General features: G+C 66.4%; 17 protein-coding genes. 13 read left to right on the top strand and 4 right to left on the bottom strand.

The features are described 5' to 3' along the window. Position 1: 1 nt before the first annotated feature. Entirely contained in the window at positions 2-589 is a 588-nt protein-coding gene (locus ACJH5R_RS07850) for a TetR/AcrR family transcriptional regulator (protein ID WP_406781688.1), read from the bottom strand. A gap of 242 nt (positions 590-831) precedes the next feature. Here ACJH5R_RS07850 and ACJH5R_RS07845 point away from each other — a divergent pair, with 242 nt between their 5' ends. The 9 genes from ACJH5R_RS07845 to ACJH5R_RS07805 all read left to right on the top strand — a co-directional run bounded on the left by ACJH5R_RS07845 (position 832) and on the right by ACJH5R_RS07805 (position 10,143). Beyond that, positions 832-1,950, top strand: a complete 1,119-nt coding sequence (locus ACJH5R_RS07845) for a zinc-binding dehydrogenase (RefSeq protein ID WP_406781687.1) — start codon at positions 832-834, stop codon at positions 1,948-1,950. A 20-nt stretch (positions 1,951-1,970) separates the two neighbouring features. Beyond that, complete coding sequence (locus tag ACJH5R_RS07840; RefSeq protein ID WP_406781686.1) at positions 1,971-3,392, top strand: aldehyde dehydrogenase family protein; 1,422 nt, start codon at positions 1,971-1,973, stop codon at positions 3,390-3,392. A gap of 70 nt (positions 3,393-3,462) precedes the next feature. Further along, positions 3,463-4,248, top strand: coding sequence for a crotonase/enoyl-CoA hydratase family protein (locus ACJH5R_RS07835; RefSeq protein WP_406781685.1), 786 nt, complete (start codon positions 3,463-3,465; stop codon positions 4,246-4,248). Further along, positions 4,248-5,399, top strand: a complete 1,152-nt coding sequence (locus ACJH5R_RS07830) for an acyl-CoA dehydrogenase family protein (RefSeq protein ID WP_406781684.1) — start codon at positions 4,248-4,250, stop codon at positions 5,397-5,399. Before ACJH5R_RS07835 ends, ACJH5R_RS07830 begins: the two co-directional genes overlap by 1 nt. After that, the gene (locus ACJH5R_RS07825; RefSeq protein WP_406781683.1) at positions 5,396-6,436 is read left to right on the top strand and encodes an acyl-CoA dehydrogenase family protein; all 1,041 of its coding nucleotides are present in this window, start codon (positions 5,396-5,398) and stop codon (positions 6,434-6,436) included. The genes ACJH5R_RS07830 and ACJH5R_RS07825 overlap by 4 nt, the downstream gene beginning before the upstream one ends. Before the next feature lie 122 nt (positions 6,437-6,558). After that, positions 6,559-7,065 (top strand): nuclear transport factor 2 family protein, encoded by a 507-nt coding sequence (locus ACJH5R_RS07820; RefSeq protein ID WP_406781682.1) that lies wholly within the window; start codon positions 6,559-6,561, stop codon positions 7,063-7,065. 17 nt (positions 7,066-7,082) lie between these two features. Then, entirely contained in the window at positions 7,083-7,958 is an 876-nt protein-coding gene (locus ACJH5R_RS07815; RefSeq protein ID WP_406781844.1) for an SDR family NAD(P)-dependent oxidoreductase, read from the top strand. A gap of 10 nt (positions 7,959-7,968) precedes the next feature. After that, positions 7,969-8,946: an alpha/beta hydrolase gene (locus ACJH5R_RS07810; protein ID WP_406781681.1), complete on the top strand. Its 978-nt coding sequence runs from the start codon at positions 7,969-7,971 to the stop codon at positions 8,944-8,946. 120 nt (positions 8,947-9,066) lie between these two features. Then, a complete protein-coding gene (locus ACJH5R_RS07805; RefSeq protein ID WP_406781680.1) occupies positions 9,067-10,143 on the top strand; it encodes a hypothetical protein in 1,077 nt (358 codons plus the stop codon). Between the two features lie 201 nt (positions 10,144-10,344). On the opposite strand, the gene ACJH5R_RS07800 is transcribed toward ACJH5R_RS07805, so the two are convergent. Beyond that, complete coding sequence (locus tag ACJH5R_RS07800; RefSeq protein WP_406781843.1) at positions 10,345-10,641, bottom strand: hypothetical protein; 297 nt, start codon at positions 10,639-10,641, stop codon at positions 10,345-10,347. Then, positions 10,622-11,800 carry a Rieske 2Fe-2S domain-containing protein gene (locus tag ACJH5R_RS07795; RefSeq protein WP_406781679.1) on the bottom strand — a complete coding sequence of 393 codons (1,179 nt, stop codon included), beginning with the start codon at positions 11,798-11,800 and terminating at the stop codon, positions 10,622-10,624. Before ACJH5R_RS07795 ends, ACJH5R_RS07800 begins: the two co-directional genes overlap by 20 nt. 126 nt (positions 11,801-11,926) lie before the next feature. Here ACJH5R_RS07795 and ACJH5R_RS07790 point away from each other — a divergent pair, with 126 nt between their 5' ends. Beyond that, on the top strand, positions 11,927-13,606 hold the full coding sequence (locus ACJH5R_RS07790) for a 3-ketosteroid-delta-1-dehydrogenase (protein WP_406781678.1): 1,680 nt from the start codon (positions 11,927-11,929) through the stop codon (positions 13,604-13,606). A gap of 15 nt (positions 13,607-13,621) precedes the next feature. On the opposite strand, the gene ACJH5R_RS07785 is transcribed toward ACJH5R_RS07790, so the two are convergent. Next, positions 13,622-14,299, bottom strand: coding sequence for a PadR family transcriptional regulator (locus tag ACJH5R_RS07785; protein WP_406781677.1), 678 nt, complete (start codon positions 14,297-14,299; stop codon positions 13,622-13,624). A 130-nt stretch (positions 14,300-14,429) separates the two neighbouring features. Between ACJH5R_RS07785 and ACJH5R_RS07780 the strand changes: the two genes are divergently transcribed. From ACJH5R_RS07780 to ACJH5R_RS07770, 3 genes are read left to right on the top strand one after another with little or no spacing between them, the layout of a single operon-like run. Next, complete coding sequence (locus ACJH5R_RS07780; protein ID WP_406781676.1) at positions 14,430-14,966, top strand: flavin reductase family protein; 537 nt, start codon at positions 14,430-14,432, stop codon at positions 14,964-14,966. After that, a complete protein-coding gene (locus ACJH5R_RS07775; protein ID WP_406781675.1) occupies positions 14,959-16,506 on the top strand; it encodes an FAD-binding protein in 1,548 nt (515 codons plus the stop codon). The genes ACJH5R_RS07780 and ACJH5R_RS07775 overlap by 8 nt, the downstream gene beginning before the upstream one ends. Beyond that, the gene (locus tag ACJH5R_RS07770) at positions 16,503-17,117 is read left to right on the top strand and encodes a PaaI family thioesterase (RefSeq protein WP_406781842.1); all 615 of its coding nucleotides are present in this window, start codon (positions 16,503-16,505) and stop codon (positions 17,115-17,117) included. Before ACJH5R_RS07775 ends, ACJH5R_RS07770 begins: the two co-directional genes overlap by 4 nt. Positions 17,118-17,128: the final 11 nt, after the last annotated feature.

Here is a 17,128-nt window from a genome sequence, read left to right as displayed (position 1 = left end):
CTCACCGCCGCACCACCGGCGCCGAGAGGCCCGCTACGACAAAGTCCCGCAGGTTGTCCACCTGTCGATCGGTGAGTCGACGGTCGCCGGCGAGGGGATCGCCGAATTGCCCGAAAATCAACTCGAACGCGAGCATCCAGCGCTGCGCGGCGTCCTTCTCGCTCAGTTCGGCCACTTGGCGGCACAGCATGCGTGCCCACGGCGTCACCGTGAACCACCCTTTTGTCCAGGTCAGCTCGGTGCGGGCCAACAGCAGACGCGCCAAGAGGTGCAGGTACAGCCGGCCGGCCGGATCAGCGGCCAGAGCCACTATCGGCTCCACCACGATCCGCACCGCGTTCTCGATCGGCATCTCGCAGTCGGCCACGGCTTCAGGCAGTGCGTCCGACCACAGCGGTCCCAGCCGGGTCTCCAACAACGCCGAGACCAATCCGACCTTCGAACCGAAGTGGTAGTGCACCGCCGCCGGATTCACCCCAGCGGCGGCGCAGACCGCGCGGACCGAAACCGTGTCGTACCCCGACTCCAGCAACAGTCGCTCGGTGACGTTCAGCAGATGCTCACGAGTAGGTGTGCCGGTGCGCGTCATCGCAGTATCAAATCACGATTCAATCAATGATTCAATCGGTGATTGGCCGATCGTGGACTGTCGCCTCCCATGTGATCTCACTCGCCGAGTGCACTGACCGCTGGGCGGGAAGCACGAACTCACCGCACCCGGCAACCGAATAATCTCCCCGCGTGGGCGGCCCTGCGCCGCTGCTGGCTGTGATGGCATCGCCGCGTCGGGCGTCGACATCGAATCTGATTTCGAATGAAAGGAATTCAGCTGTGAGTTCTCGCCCGCACACCGGACGAATCGCCCGCTTCGACGAGCCCGGAAAGCCGTTCGAGATCGAGGCTGTCCCGGTCCCCGAAGCCGGCCCCGGCCAGATCCTGATCCGGGTGAGCCGCGCCAACATCTGCGGTTCCGATGTCCACGCCTGGCACGGCACCTTCGCCACTCGCGGTCTCGGCGGGCAGCTTCCCACCGTATTGGGCCATGAAATGGTCGGATCGGTGGCCGAACTCGGCGACGGTGTCACCGCTGACTCCAACGGCAAGCCGCTGGAAGTCGGCACGCGGGTGGTGTTCCCCTACTTCTTCTGCTGCCACACCTGCCGCAATTGTCTGGCCGGGCGCCGCAACGCCTGCCTGAACCTGAAGATGGCGATGCTGGGCCGCGCGGATGAGCCGCCGTACTTCGTGGGCGGCTACGGCGACTACTTCCTGTTGCCGGCCGGCGCCGTGGTCTACACCGTGCCGGACTCCATCTCCGACGAGATCGCCGCCGGCGCCAACTGCGCTCTGTCGCAGGTGATGTACGGACTCGAGCGGGTCGATCAGCAACTGGGCGAGTACGTCGTGGTCCAGGGCGCCGGCGCGCTCGGGCTGTACGCCGTCGCCGTGGCCAAGGCCCGTGGCGCCGCCAAGGTGATCGCCATCGACGGCGTCCCGGAGCGGCTCGAATTGGCCAAGGCCTTCGGCGCGGACGCCGTCATCGACATCACCGAAGTCACCACCGACAAGGAGCGCGCCAAGATCGTCCGCAAGCTCACCGACGGCCAGGGCGCCGACGTGGTGGTCGAGGTGGTCGGCCACCCCTCGGCGATCGACGAGGGCCTGAAGTTGCTCGGCCAATTCGGTCGCTACGTCGAGATCGGCAACATCAACATCGGCAAATCCTTCGAGTTCGATCCCTCTCGATTCGTCTTCGCCAACAAGACCATGGTCGGGGTCTCGCTCTACGATCCGGCCGTACTGTCCCGGGCCCTGGACTTCTTGGCGGAGTACCAGGACAAACTGCCCTTTGAACGACTCGCCGCCGCCTGTTACTCACTCGACGACATCAACGAAGCCTTCGCCGCCGCCGAAGGCAAGCGCGATGTCCGCGCCAGCATCGTGCCCTAGACCCCGACCGGAGAGCAACCATGAGCAACCACGACTACACGCGCACCAAGCTTTTCATCGACGGGCAATGGGTCAACCCCGAGGGCACCGGCACGATCGAGGTGATCGATCCCGCGACGGAGCAGGTGTGCGGCTCGGTTCCCAGCGGTAGCGAGACTGACGTCGACGTCGCGGTCACCGCGGCGCGCGCTGCGTTCGACCCGATGATCAGCGTCACCGAGCGGCGCGAACGCCTCGACGCGGTGATCACCGCGATGGAGAAACGACTGCCCGACATCGCCGAGACGATCACCCGGGAAATGGGCGCCCCGATCCGCATCTCGCAGAGCGTTCAGACCCAGGTTCCCCTGGCGGTCGCCCAGGGATTCGCCGACGCCCTGGCCACCTTCGAATTCGAAGAGCGAATCGGCAATTCGCTTGTGCTGCGGGAGCCCTACGGCGTGGTCGCGGCCATCACACCGTGGAACTACCCGTTGTACCAGGTGGTCGCCAAGGTCCTGCCCGCCATCGCAGCCGGTTGCACCGTGGTCCTCAAACCGAGTAACGAGGCGCCGCTGTCGGTGTTCGAGTTCGTCGACGCCATCGAGGACGCCGGCCTGCCGCCGGGCGTGGTCAACCTGGTCTCCGGCCCGGGCGCACTGATCGGCGAACGGATGTCGACTCACCCCGACGTCGACTTAGTCTCCTTCACCGGCTCGACCGCCGTGGGAAGCCGGGTCGGGGAACTCGCCGGGAAGTCCATCAAGAAGGTGGCCCTGGAGCTCGGCGGCAAGTCGGCCAATGTGATCCTCGACGGCGCCGACTTCGCCACCGCGATCAAGGTCGGCGTCGGCAATGCGTTCCTCAACGGTGGACAGACCTGCATGGCTTGGACCCGGATGCTGGTGCCGCTGTCCCGCTACAGCGAGGCATTGGAGCTCGTTCAGGCCGCGGTGTCGAAATACTCGGTCGGCGATCCGTGGGATCCCGGCACCCGGCTCGGTCCGTCTGCCTCCGAATCGCAGTACCACAGCGTGCTCGGGTTCATCGAGCGCGCGCCGGGCGACGGCGCCCGGCTGCTGACCGGGGGTGCCCAGAAGCTGCGCGATGTGGGCTACTACGTCGGCCCCACGGTGTTCGCCGACGTCCACCCGGACTCCGAACTGGGTCAGGAGGAGGTGTTCGGGCCGGTATTGGCTGTCATTCCGTTCCGCGACTCCGACGAGGCGCTGGCCATCGCCAACGGCACGCCCTATGGCCTGTCCGGCGCGGTGTGGGCCGCTGACGACGACACCGCGATCGGATTCGCGCGCCAGGTGCAGACCGGTCAGCTCGATATCAACGGCGGCAAGTACAACCCCGCTGCGCCGTTCGGCGGCTACAAGAAATCCGGGATCGGGCGGGAACTCGGGCGGATCGGCTTTGAGGAATACCTGCAGATCAAGTCGATCCAGCTACCGTGAGACCGGCGTCAGGCGTTGCCCGCCCCGGCCCGCCGACCCCGCACCCGACGAGAATTCGAGGTTTCCAGTCATGAGCATGCCAGCAGGGCCCCTGGCCATCACGGCACACGACGCGGTACAGGTCTGGACCATCAACCTGCCCCACCTCGGCAATGCCATCACCGACCAGGACTTCATCACCGATTTCGAGCGTGCGGTCGACGCCGCCAATTCCGACAGCACCGTACGAGCGGTGATCCTCACCGGCGAAGGGAAGATCTTCTCCGCCGGCGGCAACGTCAAGGACATGGCCAACCGTGAGGGCATGTTCGGCTTGGACGCCATCGAGCAACGCTATGCCTACGTTGACGGAATCCAGCGCATCCCAAGGGCATTGGCTCGTCTGGAGGTTCCGATCATCGCCGCAGTCAACGGCGCGGCGATCGGTGCCGGCTGCGACCTGGCCACGATGTGCGATATCCGCATCGCCTCCGAACGGGCTTCCTTTGCAGAGAGTTTCGTGCAGATCGGCCTGGTACCCGGCGACGGCGGTACCTGGTTCCTGCAACGGGCCATCGGCTATGAGCGGGCCGCCGAGATGACGCTGACCGGAGACCGGATCGACGCCGCGACCGCACACGCCTGGGGCTTGGTCAGCCGGGTGGTCCCCCACGACGAACTCATGAGCGCCGCAATGGAGCTGGCGGAGCGGATCGTCAAGAACCCGCCGCACGCGCTGCGGATGGCCAAGCGCCTGCTGCAGGAGTCACGGACCGGTCTGCTGGAGTCGACGCTGGGGATGGCGGCCGCAATGCAACCGCTGGCTCACCGCGACGCCGAGCATGAGCGCCGCATCGAGAAGTGGCGAAACGTCTGATGGCACTGCCCCGCCTGGTTCCCCCGGCCACCTCGGAATCGACCAGCACCGCAGGACTGCGCGCCGAAGTTCGCGCCTTCGTCGCCGAGCAGCTCGCCGCCGGCAACTTCACCCCGTCGGTGGATGCCTGGCTGTGCGGTTGGGATGAGAACTTCACCGCCGCGCTGGCAGCGCGCGGCTGGCTGGGCATGACGGTTCCGAAAGAGTACGGCGGACAAGGCCGTTCGTTCATCGACCGGTTCGTGGTGACCGAAGAACTGCTGGCCGCCGGCGCGCCGGTCGCCGCGCACTGGATCGCCGACCGACAGGTGGTGCCGTCGCTGCTCAAGTACGGCTCCGAAGCGCAGAAGCACGAGTTTCTGCCCAAGATCGCAGCCGGCGAATGCTTCTTCGGCATCGGCATGAGCGAACCGGACTCCGGTTCGGACCTGGCCAGCGTTCGAACGCGTGCGGTGCAGGTCGACGGGGGCTGGAAGCTGACCGGCACCAAGGTCTGGACGTCGGGCGCGCACCACGCCCACGCCTTCATCGTGCTGGCGCGCAACGCACCGGTGGACCCGGCCCACCGGCACGCCGGCCTGAGCCAGTTCATCGTGCGACTCGACGCTGCGGGTGTCCAGGTGCGGCCCATCATCTCGATGAGCGGCAGCCACCATTTCAACGAGGTCATCCTGGACGACGCCTTCGTGCCGGACGCCATGGTGTTCGGCGAGATCGGCGACGGCTGGCGCCAGGTGACCTCCGAACTGAGCTTTGAGCGAAGCGGCCCCGAGCGGTGGCTGTCCACCTTCACGCTTCTCGCCGCCGCTGCCGAGAACATGGGCAGCCATCAGATGCCCCACGATGCCCAGTTGGGCCGCCTGGTGGCCAGGATCGCCGGACTGCACCAGATGTCGACCGCCGTGGCGGAGGCCCTGGAGCGCCATCAGCCCGCCGACGTCGCGGCGGCCGTGGTCAAGGTGCTGGGCACCACCACCGAGGGCGACATCGCAGACTTCGCCGACCTGCGCTGCGGTGACACATCCGCCGTCGACTCGGCCTATCGCGAACTGGTCGCCGCCGCGGTGGACCAACGCCCCGGCTTCACCCTGCGCGGGGGCACCAATGAAGTGCTGCGCGGCGTGATCGCGCGCGGATTGGGGATGCGATGACCACCTCCGAACTCGCCACCGAGACCGGAGTCGACCGCGAGCTGGTCGACATGATGAATTCGGTGTTCGCCGAGCACCGCGACGGCCATCCGCCGACCGGAACGATCACCCGTGATGTCGAATTCTGGTCCAGGCTGAACCAATTGGGATTGGTGAGACTGTCCGGCTCGGTGGATACGGGCGGAAGCGGCGCGAGCTGGCGTGAAGCCGCCGAACTTTTCTCCGCCGCGGTCCGCCACGCCGTTCGGATGCCGCTGGCCGAGCACGATGTCCTGGCCTGCTGGCTTCTCGAGGAACTCGGCGCACCGATCGGCGAGGCCGCGCGCACCGTCTGCGTCGTCGACGAGTCGGGCACCGCTGCCGCAGTACCGTGGGCGTCCACTGCCGAACGGGTTGTGGTCATCTGGCCGCACAACGACATTCACCTGTTGGCCGATGTCGACCGGGCCGATCTGCGAATAGACCCGGGCTGCAACACTATCGGCGAGCCGCGTGACACCGTCTCCGTCGACGTCTCGGCATTGACCGGCATCGCGGTGACCGCGGAGCTGCTGACCAAACTGCGGCTCAAGTCCGCCCTGCTGCGTTCGATACAGGTCTGCGCAGCACTGGACACGATCCTGGAGCTGTCCGTCGAGCACACCTCGTCGCGAATCCAATTCGGTCGGCCGCTGTCCAAGTTCCAGGCGATCCAGCAACTGATCTCCGACATCGCCGCCGAAGCCGCGCTGGCCCGGGCGGCGACCGAAGCCGCTCTTGCCGCAGCCGTCGACAGCGATTGGTCGGCAACCAATCTCGGGTTCCTTGTCGCGGTGGCACGGTCCTGCACCGGCCACGCCACCTCAGTGGCGGTCCGAAACGCCCACCAGGTGCTGGGGGCCATCGGCACCACGCTCGAACATCGGCTACACGAATACACCCGTGCCGCATTGGCGTGGCGCTCGGAGTTCGGCTCCGTCCATCAGTGGGACGAAGAGGTCGCCGGGGCAGCGCTGACTGCCGGCGCCGACGGTCTGTGGAGCTTGATCTCCGGCTGACCCGCGGGATGCCCCGGTGTTCCACTGACCGGTTACCGCCGTGTCACACGAGGCTGATTCCCGGTTGACTCGCTAGAGCCCACGTTCAGGTTCCGCACGATCGACACCGGGAGACGACTTTCGTGAGTACTGCCTCTGCTATCTCGCTGACCGAGCTGCACAACTTCGTCGGTGAGTTCTGGTATCACTACGACCAGGCCGACTACGCGCAGATGGGCGCTGCCTTCGCCGACGATGCCGTCTACCTGAGCCGTAGCGACTCCGGCTCCTGCCCGTTCGAGGAAGCCCTCGCCGCTGACCTGAGCACCGCGGCGGTGATCGTGCCGTGGCTGACCGAGCACCGTGCGGCCAGCCCGTACCCGTTGCGGCACCACTCCACCAACCTGCACATCACCGGCACCGACGGCGACGTCACGTACGCCCGCTTCTACATCTTCGTCAACCAGATAACCAACTTCGTTCCGTTCGCCGTGTCCAGCGGCGTCACCGAGGTCGGTGTTCGCCGCGGAGGCAAGAGCCGCAGCGGGTTGGAGTTCACCAAGATGTCGGTCATCCTCGACGCCACCAACTCCGAACCCCTTTCCGGCATCGGCCTTCCCGGCGCCGAGAACGCCCCGGCGACGACCTGACGGTGGGTACTGACTCGTTGAGCGCCGGCGACGTCTTTGGTGGCGGCGTCGCTGTCATCACCGGGGCCGGTGCCGGCATCGGCGCCGGTCTCGCCCGCCATGCGCACCGCCTGGGGATGTCTGTGGTCCTGGCCGATGTCGACGGCGCCGCCGTAGCGGCGCTGCGCGACGAGATCGTCGCCGACGGCGGTACGGCCGTCGAGATGCTCTGCGACGTGCGCGATCCGGACGCCGTCACCGCGTTGGCAGAACGCACCTACCGCGACATCGGGCCGGTTCGGCTGCTGGTCAACAACGCGGGCGTGGAACAGTTCGGATACCTGTGGGACACCCCGGTCGCCAACTGGAACCGGGTGATGGACATCAATGTCAGTGGCGTGTTCCACGGCATCCGGTCCTTCATCCCGAAAATGATCGCCGCCGGCTCGCCGGCCTGGATCTGGAACCTGTCCTCGATCGGCGGGGTGGCAGCGGTTCCGCTGCAGACCCCCTACATCGTCAGCAAGCACGCGGTGTTGGCGCTCACCGAGTGTCTGCGGTTGGAGGTCCAACTCGCCGGTCATGACGACCACATCCATATCCAGGCGGTGCTGCCCGGCGCGGTGAAGTCCAACATCTTCGAGGCGGCGGGAGGCGTGGGCGCCGACCTGGCCGGTGCCGACGTCGGCGCGGCCGACTCACAGCGCGATGCGATGCTGGCGATAAAGGCGGATGCGATGGATCCACTCGAGGCCGCCGAGGTGCTTTTCGAGCAGTCCGCCCAGGGCTCGTTCTACCTGTTGACCCAGCCCGAGTACGTGCGTTCGGCGATGGCCGAGCGGGCCGAAGTGCTGAGCACTCTTACGCCGCCGCGCCTGCGGGACAAACGCCGCTTCGATCCCGACCAACACTAGGAGCCCAGCCGTGAACGGGCCGCACCTTCCCGCGCTCGACCCCGACGCCGCCGCCAGGGTTGCGGCCTTCGGCCCGCCGATACCGCTGCGCGAACGCGGCCTCGACCAGGTCCGCGCGTCCCTGGAGGCCGCGCCGCTGCCATCCGACATGCCGCAGATGGCCGGCATCACCGACACGGCCGTGCCGGGGCCGGGTGGACCCATTCCCCTCCGGATCTACCGGCCGCACACTGGCGAGGGCCCCTCGCCGGTGATCGTGCACCTGCACGGCGGCGGACTGGTCATGGGCTCCAATCACTCGTTCGAGCCGATGGCCCGGGCGATGGCCGCCGCCAGCGGCGCGGTGGTGGTCGCCGTCGACTACCGGCTGGCGCCGGAGAACCCGCCGCCGGCCCAGTTCGAGGACGCCATGGCCGCCACCGAGTGGACCGCCGCCCACGCGGGCGATCTGGAACTGGATCCGCACCGACTGGTCATCTCCGGTGACAGCGCCGGCGGCGGCGTCGCCGCGGCCGTCACCTTGGCGGCGCGTGACCACGGCGGCCCGCCGATCTTCGCCCAGCTGCTGATGTACCCCGGCGTGGACCGCGACATGGCCACGGCCTCAGTCCTGCGCCGTCTGGATGCTCCAATGCTGGCCCACGACGACATCCTCTACCTGCACGAGCTCGCCGATATCGGGACGGGCTGCGCCCACGACGTCCGGCGGGTACCGGCCTACGCCACCGACCTGCGCGGGCTGCCGCAGGCCATCGTCGTCACCGCGGAACTCGACCCCATCGCCGACTGGGGTGAGCGCTACGCCGGACGCCTGCGCGATGCCGGGGTGCAGACCACGCTCACCCGCTATCCCGGGATCTACCACGGATTCCTGATGCGATCCGAGGCGACCGCACGAGGACGCCTCGCGATGGCCGAGATCGGAGCGCTGTTGCGCGCCAAGTTCGCCCACCCGCTGCCCTTCTCGACGCTCCAGCTCGGCAACTGAGGGCAGACTAACGTCCCGATGGTTGGACACCATGGGTTCGGGATCGCGGTGGTGCCGCACACAATCGAGGTCAGCAATGGCGTGGCACAACGCCAGAACTGAGAAAAAGGAGTCCTTGTGATGCTCACCGAAGAGCGGCGGATGGAGCTTTCCGACATCCTGCGCCCCGCTTCGCCTCCACGCGAAATCGATGACGTGTACACCGCCGACCAGCGGGAACGCCTGCTCGACGTGGTGCGCAAGGACGGGCCGTGGAGTCTGATCATCGCCCAGCACTTCGCTTCTCCGGAAGAGCTGATCGCCACAATGAGCGGCAAGTTCCCGGAAGGCTTCACGCCCACCCTGGACCTGTTTCTGACGCCCACGTTTCGCGGCTTTTTGGCCAACCACGGCACCGTGCTCTACCCGGAACTGCACGACTGCTTCTACAACGCCCGGTTCCTGGAGATGGCCAAGTCGTATTGGAACGCCAAGTACGCCAAGCCTCAGATGATGTTGTTCAACATCAACGGCCCCTGCGCCAATCGCGATCCAGGCCACCTCGATTCGCCGAGCTTCCGCGGCGTCCGTTACGAAAACGCCCCGACCTGGCTGACCAGTGTGATGGGCAAGTCCGGGCTGTTTGCGGATTATCTGATCAAGATGGCACAGGTCATCACCTGGTTCTCGCTGGACGAAGGCAGCGGTTTCACCTACTGGCCCGAGGGTCCGCTCAAGGCGCCCAAGCGCCTGCAGCCGCCGGTGTACAACCGCGGAGTCGTGGTGCAGAACGAGATGCTGGTACACCGCGGGGAGGCGAACGGCCCACTCGACCAGCAAGTGCCCGCCGGTCTGGCATTCGACACGATGTTCTCCGCCGACCCGCAGTCCCGCGACCACTGGGTGCTCAAGAACAACGACGAGGTCATCGCACGCCACCACACCGATGAACTGCGCTTCTTGGTGCACTGGTCGTCGGAGGTCTACGAGGACTTCGACGAACTGAAGAAGAACATGGACCACTCCGACGATCTGACCATCGACAAGGCGATCGACATGATGGTCGACGATCTGGGCAAGAAGGGGTACAAGCTCGACATCCCGAGCGCGCCACTGCACGACCCGGCGTTCATCGGCGCCCTGAACGCCGGCTACGACCTGGGCGGTCCGGCGGTGTATCCGGAAGAGGCCCCCTTGAGCGCGTTCGAATTCACCTGAGCCGCAGCCGAAGCGGCCGATCTATAGCGAGATGCGCCCCGCCTTCCCTTCAAGGGAAGGCGGGGCGCATCGGTTTGACGACGTCGACGAGAAGGTCAGTGCCCAGGCGGCCACCGACCCCGGGCACCATCGACCGTTACGCGGCCGTGGGGGGTTGACGGTGACGGTGACCGCGCCGCTGTCGGAGGCGATGATCAGGGATCAGAGTTCGTCGAGCACCGGCAGCGCACCCCTGCTCGCGGCCTCCTCGATCGAGGCACGCAACATGGGGCACACCAGAAAGGTGCCGGGCCGTAAGAACGTCCCGCCCAGCGACATCGGCGAACGCTGCTCTCCCTGACGCCGACGCTCAAGACAGCGTCCGGAGGAGTCCCCACTCCATTGCACACTGGTCTGTTCCCAGCTGCTCTTACGCGCCAGTACCCGCGCACCACAGGAAGCGCAGGTCACCGCCGTCATCGGCGCATCGCTCAGCCGGTTATCGGGACGCATGATCAGTCAGACCCACCAGGCGAGGCAGCCGGTTGGCGGCGATGTTGTCCTCTACCTCTTTCATCCACGCTTCGCGCGGGCGGGTGGTGTCGATTTCGAACTCGAATCGATCGACCATGTCGTCGCTGACATCCTCGACGTCGACATAGAACTGTTCGTACCAGCGGCGCAATTGGTAGACGGGCCCGTCCTCTTCGCACAGCAACGGGTTGTCGATGCGTGCTTTACGCCGCCAGATGGCCACATCCTGCTCGAAGCCCATCTTGACGAAGTCGCCCAACGCGATCGCCATCTGCATCGCCGCTTCTTCCGGCAGGTTGTCGGACTTCTCCACGGTGATCCCGTACTGCAGCACAAAGGAATCGGCGTCGATCGGATAGTGGCAGTTGAGCAGCACAGTGCGCTGATCGCCATGCTGATAGTGGTAGGTGAGGTCGTCGATCATGAATGACGGCCCGTAATAAGAAGCCACCGAAGTGGTTCCGAGAATCGCGGCGCCTTCACCCGAACCGAGATCCGGCCGTGCCTCACTCATGTAGTACTGCGTGGCGACGTGACCCTCGAAGACGTTCTTGAAGCCGGTGGGGAGCCCGCCGTGAATGTAGAAGAAATGGGCCATATCGACAATGTTGTCGATGATTTCGCGGCAGTTGATGTCGACGATCGTGGTGTACCAGTGCCAGTCGGTCCAGTTATCGCCCCCGACACCTTCGATGCGCGGAATGGTCACGTCGGCAGGCGGAGGGTTCTTCTCCGGGTCGTTCCAGATGAACAGCATCCCGTCCTGCTCCATGGTCGGCCAGGTCGCCGTGCGGGCCAGCTTGGGAACTCGCCGGCTGTAAGGGATCTTCTTGCATCGGCCGTCGCCGCCCCAGCGCCAGTCGTGGAACGGGCAGGCGATCTCGTTGCCTTTGACCTCACCGTCCGACAGGTCGCCGCCCATGTGCCGGCAGTAGGCGTCGAGGGCGTTGACTTTGCCGTCCGCACCGCGAAATACCACCAACTTGCCGCCGAACGCACTGATGGCGTGCGGTTTCCCGTCGCCGAGTTCACGTACCAGTCCAAGACAATGCCAACCGCGCGCGAACCGGGTCGGTGCGGCCTGCGCCTCGATCTGGCGAACCTCTCCGACGGAGCCGGGCTCTACCGATGTCATTCTGGCCATCCTCGCTGTTCATCGCTTGCAGAAACCGCTGTTGTTCTAACACCGCCACGCTCGTGAAACGGCGTGGTGTTCCACTGACCGGGCAGCGCTGCGGCGTACTGCGGCGATCCAGCCCAGAATCGGCCGGTGACTGATCCACGCGACCTCGCCGTCGACTTACTCGTTGTTGGCTCCGGCACCGGGATGGCGGCTGCGCTGGCCGCGCACGAGGCGGGCCTGTCGACGCTGATCGTGGAGAAGACCTCCCATGTCGGCGGGTCGACTGCACGCTCGGGCGGCGCGTTCTGGATGCCCGCCAATCCGATTCTGGTCGGCGCGGGTTCCGACGACACGCCGGCCGCCGGCCGCACCTACCTGGACGCGGTGATCGGCGAGAAGGCCTCCCACGATCGCGCGCACGCATTCCTGGAGCACGGCTCGGCGACCGTGGAGATGCTGCGCCGCACCACCCCGATGAAATTCCAATGGGCCAAGGGCTACTCGGACTACCACCCCGAGACACCCGGAGGCAGCGCGGTCGGCCGTACCTGCGAGTGCCGCCCGTTCAACACGGCACGGCTTGGCCCGGAGCTGAAGCGACTGCGTCCCGGCGTGATGAAGTCTTCGTTCCCGATGCCGGTGACCGGGGCGGATTACCGTTGGCTCAACCTCATGGTCCGAGTGCCGCGAAAGTCGTGGCCCCGCATCCTGTTGCGCGCCTTTCAAGGCATCGGCGGGCTCGCCCTGCGCCGCCGTTACGCCGCGGGCGGCCAGGCGCTGGCGGCCGGAATGTTCGCCGGTGTTCTGCGCGCCGGCGTCCCGGTCTGGACCGACACAGCGGTCACGGATCTGCTCTACGACGGCGACCGCGTCACCGGCGCCGTCGTGCAGCACAACGGCAGGCCGGTGACGGTCACTGCTCGTCGCGGCGTCGTGCTGGCCTGTGGCGGCTTCGACCACCTGATGAGCTGGCGGCACAAGTTTCAGTCTGAGCGCCTCGGCGAGCACGCCAGCCTCGGCGCCGAGGGCAACACCGGCGATGCCATCCGGCTGGCCCAGGACCTGTGCGGCGCGGACATCGCACTGATGGACCAGGCATGGTGGTTTCCCGCTTTCGCGCCGCTTCCCGGCGGAGAACCGACGGTGATGCTTGCCGAGCGCTCCCTTCCAGGTTGCCTGTTGGTCGACCAGACCGGCCAGCGTTTCGTCAACGAAGCCATCGACTACATGACCTTTGGTCAGAAGGTGCTTGAACGCGAGCGGGCAGGCAATCCGGTCGAGGTCATGTGGATGGTCTTCGATCAGAGGTACCGCAACAGCTACCTCATGGCCGCCGAGCTGTTCCCGCGCATGCCGATCCCCGCAACGTGGTACGCCGCCGGCATCGCGCACCGCGCTGAGGATCTGCCGACACTGGCGCATGCGATCGACGTCGATCCGTCGACCTTCGAGGCCACCATGGAGCGGTTCAACCGGTTGGCCCGAGCGGGAGTTGATACCGACTTCGGCCGCGGCGCAAGCGCATACGACCGCTACTACGGCGATCCGACACTGGCCCCCAACCCCAACCTGCGGGCCCTGGAGTCCGGACCGTTCTACGCGGTGAAGGTCGTTCTTAGCGACCTGGGTACCTGCGGCGGTCTTCGCACCGGCGTCCGCGGCCAGGTACTGCGCGAGGACGGATCGGTGATCGACGGGCTCTACGCGATCGGCAATACCGCGGCTAACGCATTCGGCGCGAGCTATCCGGGAGCCGGCGCGACCATCGGCCAGGGCCTGGTGTTCGGGTACATCGCGGCCCGCCACGCCGCGGGCAAGCTCGACTGAGCCTGCCCGCGGTACTCAGCCCTGATCGTCTTCGGCGGCGATCCGCCGTTCGACCTCGTACCAGTAGTCGCGCACTGGGAACTTGGTCCCGTCCTGCCCTTCCTGGCTGCTCTTGGCGAAGGTCTCCTCGACCTCGTCCAGGTCTTTGATCATCCGCAGCGCCAGTTCCCGTTCGGCCGCGTAGTAGTCCTCGGACCACCGCAGTGCCAGCCGCGCGTAGGACCACGCCGGTTCCTCAGCCGCCCAGCGCGCCTCGGTTGCCGCCGCGCGATGCATCTGCTCAGCGTGGGCGACGTGCGCGGTGAGAACGTCCCTGAGCCGGCCCGGATTCATCAGGTGACCGAGAATGACCCGCATCAGCGGGTTGTGTTTGAGGCTCGGCGGTTCGACCGGCTCATCGTTGGCCCACCGCGTCACCGCGGTCAGGCCGGAATCGGTGATCTTGTACATCCGCCTGCTGCGAACACCGGCGTCCACCCGAGAAGTGACCAGACGCTGCTGCTCAAGCCGCTTGAGCTCCGAATAGATCTGGCTGTATGCCGGACTGGAGTAGAAGAACCGGATAGTCCAGTTGAACCACTTCTTGATGTCGTAGCCGGAAAGCTCGTCTCCGCCCGACAGCATCCCCAACAACGCCCATCCCGTGGGCGACACGCTCAGCGCGTCGGGGGCATTGTCGGTAGCTTCGCTCACTGCACAAGGCTAACAACGAAGAGCTTCGCCGATACGCCCCAGCTACCGCTGACCGGGAACCCGCGTTGCGCCGGCAGTGCCGCAGGACCGACAGTGGCAAACGGAGAAATTCGCCCGCGCGAGGAGAGGCATGTCCGACAAAGCCACCCAAACCCCACCCGGTGACCTGCTCATACCCCTAGCTCCGGAGATGCGTCGCGTCCTGGGGCACTTCTGTACCGGCGTCGCGGTCATCACCGCACATGACGGAAGCCGCCCCCTCGGTTTCACCTGCCAATCGGTGACCTCGGTGTCCCTGGACCCGCCCTATATCTCGTTCTGCCCGGCCATTACCTCCAGTACCTGGCCCCTGATCCGGGACGTCGGGCGCCTGTGCGTCAACATCCTGTCGGAGCAGCAAGGCGACGTGTGCACACAGTTCGCCGTCCGCGGAAGCGACAAATTCAGCGGAGTGACGTGGTTCCCGGGAGTCAACGGATCGCCCGCATTGGACGGCACGCTCGCTGCGATCGAAGCCGACGTGGAGTGCGAGCACGAGGCCGGCGATCACACGATTGTGATTGCACGGGTGACCGGTCTGCGAGCCCACCAGGAACGGGCACCGCTGTTGTTCTACCGCGGCGGCTTCGGCGGCTACAGCGGCTTCGACGGCGGCCGCAATGGGTGACTTCGACTCGGTCTTCGATGTCGTCGTCGCAGGTTCTGGCGGAGGGATAGCCGGCGCCTACACCGCTGCGCGCGAAGGTCTTTCGGTGCTACTGGTGGAGGCCACCGACCAATTCGGCGGCACCACCGCCTACTCTGGCGGCGGCGGGGTGTGGTACCCGTGCAATCCCGCTCTGAAACGCGCAGGTAGCGACGACACGATCGATGACGCCCTGGATTACTTCCACGCGGTCGTGGGCGATCGCACTCCCCGCGACCTGCAAGAGGCGTACGTTCGCGGCGGCGCAGGGTTCATCGAATACCTGGAGCAGGACCCGGGATTCGAGTTCGTGGCCTTTCCCTGGCCGGACTATTACGGTGCTGCGCCGGGGGCCCGCAACGACGGCTACCGACACGCCGTTCCGGTGCCGCTCCCCGATCAGGAACTCGGCAGGTATCGCGGCTCGGTGCGCGGACCGCTTGACGCCGAGCGCCTCGGAGCGCCCGCTCCCGAACTGCTGATGGGCGGTCGCGCGCTGGTCGGTCGATTCCTGGCCGCGCTCGACAAGTTGCCTAATGCCAGCTGCTGGCGCAACGCCCCGCTGTCCGAGTTGATCGTCGATGGCGGCACGGTGGTCGGAGCGGTGATCGAACACGACGGCGAGCCCGTTCGGGTCCAGGCCAGGCGCGGAGTCCTGCTCGCTTCAGGAGGTTTCGAACAGAACGCGGCCATGCGGGCGCACTACCACGTTCCCGGCGACGCAAAGGACACGATGGGCGCGCCGGGCAATCTGGGCGCCTCGCACCGCGCCGCCATGGCGATCGGCGCGGACGTCGATCTGATGGACCAGGCGTGGTGGTCGCCGGGAATGATTCATCCGGACGGACGGGCCGCGTTCGCACTCTGGTTCACCGGTGGCATCTTCGTCAACCAAGACGGCCGCCGATTCGTCAACGAGTCGGCCCCCTACGACCGGCTCGGCCGAGACGTGTTGGCGCAGATACATTTCGGCGAGACCACCGTGCCGTTCTGGATGGTCTACGACGACCGCACCGACGGCATTCCCCCAGTCGGCGCCACCAATGTATCGATGGTCGACCCCGCCGAGTACCACAACGCGGCTCTATGGCACACCGCGGAGACCCTCGACGAACTCGCCGCGGCCATCGGCGTTCCGCCGGCGAACCTGACCGCAACGATCGAGCGTTTCAACAAGCAGGCATCGGTCGGGGTGGACAAGGATTTCGGGCGCGGCGATGAGGCCTATGATCGCGTCTTCACCGAAGGGGCCTCACCGCTGGTCCCCATCGAGAAGCCGCCGTTCCACGCGGCCGCGTTCGGTGTTTCCGATCTGGGCACCAAAGGCGGGTTGCGCACCGACACGCGCGCCAGGGTGCTGACCGCCGACGGTTCCCGCCTGCCCGGACTCTACGCGGCCGGAAACACGATGGCGGCGGTCAGCGGGACCACCTACCCCGGCGGGGGCAACCCGATCGGCGCCTCCATGCTGTTCAGCCATTTCGCCGCGCTGGACATGGCTGCCCGGGAGGACAGGTGCTGAACGGTGAGATCACACCAGTAGACGTGCAACGCTGGGAGGCCGTTTACGAACCGTTGACCCGATCGCTGCGCGAACTCATCGATGCCACGATTCGCAGCCGGGTAAGCGAGACCGTCGCCCGCAAAGCGCACGCTTTGATCGAAGAGGCGTGCGAACTTCTGGGGTCCCGACTGGACCCCGACCCGTTCGGTGTGCGCTTTACGACCGAGGGGCAGGCACTGGCCTGGGGAAACGTGGCGATCGGAATGCGCAACGCGATAGCCCCTCCGCTGCAGGTCGTGCGCGACGGGGCGGACGGACGAGCGAGTGTCGATCTGGTGCTGGGCGCGGCCTACGAGGGGCCGCCGGGGCAGGTGCACGGCGGCGTGTGCGCACTGGTCCTCGACCACCTGCTCGGCGCCACCGCCCACCGGCCCAATGAACCGGCCTTCACCGGGACACTGACCGTGCGCTACGTGGCACCCACTCCCCTGGGCAGGTTGCGGGCGGAATCCTGGGTGGAGCGCGACGACGGCGGAAAGACCTTCGCCGCCGGTCATCTCCTCGATGCGCAGGGACGCATCACCGTCCAGGCCGAGGGAATCTTCATCAGGCCCAAGCGGCACGCGTGACCACCCGGTGG

The sequence above is a fragment of the Mycobacterium sp. SMC-19 genome (genome assembly GCF_045310815.1).
Taxonomy (GTDB): Bacteria; Actinomycetota; Actinomycetes; order Mycobacteriales; family Mycobacteriaceae; genus Mycobacterium.
This window is presented reverse-complemented; position numbering and strand designations above follow the sequence as displayed.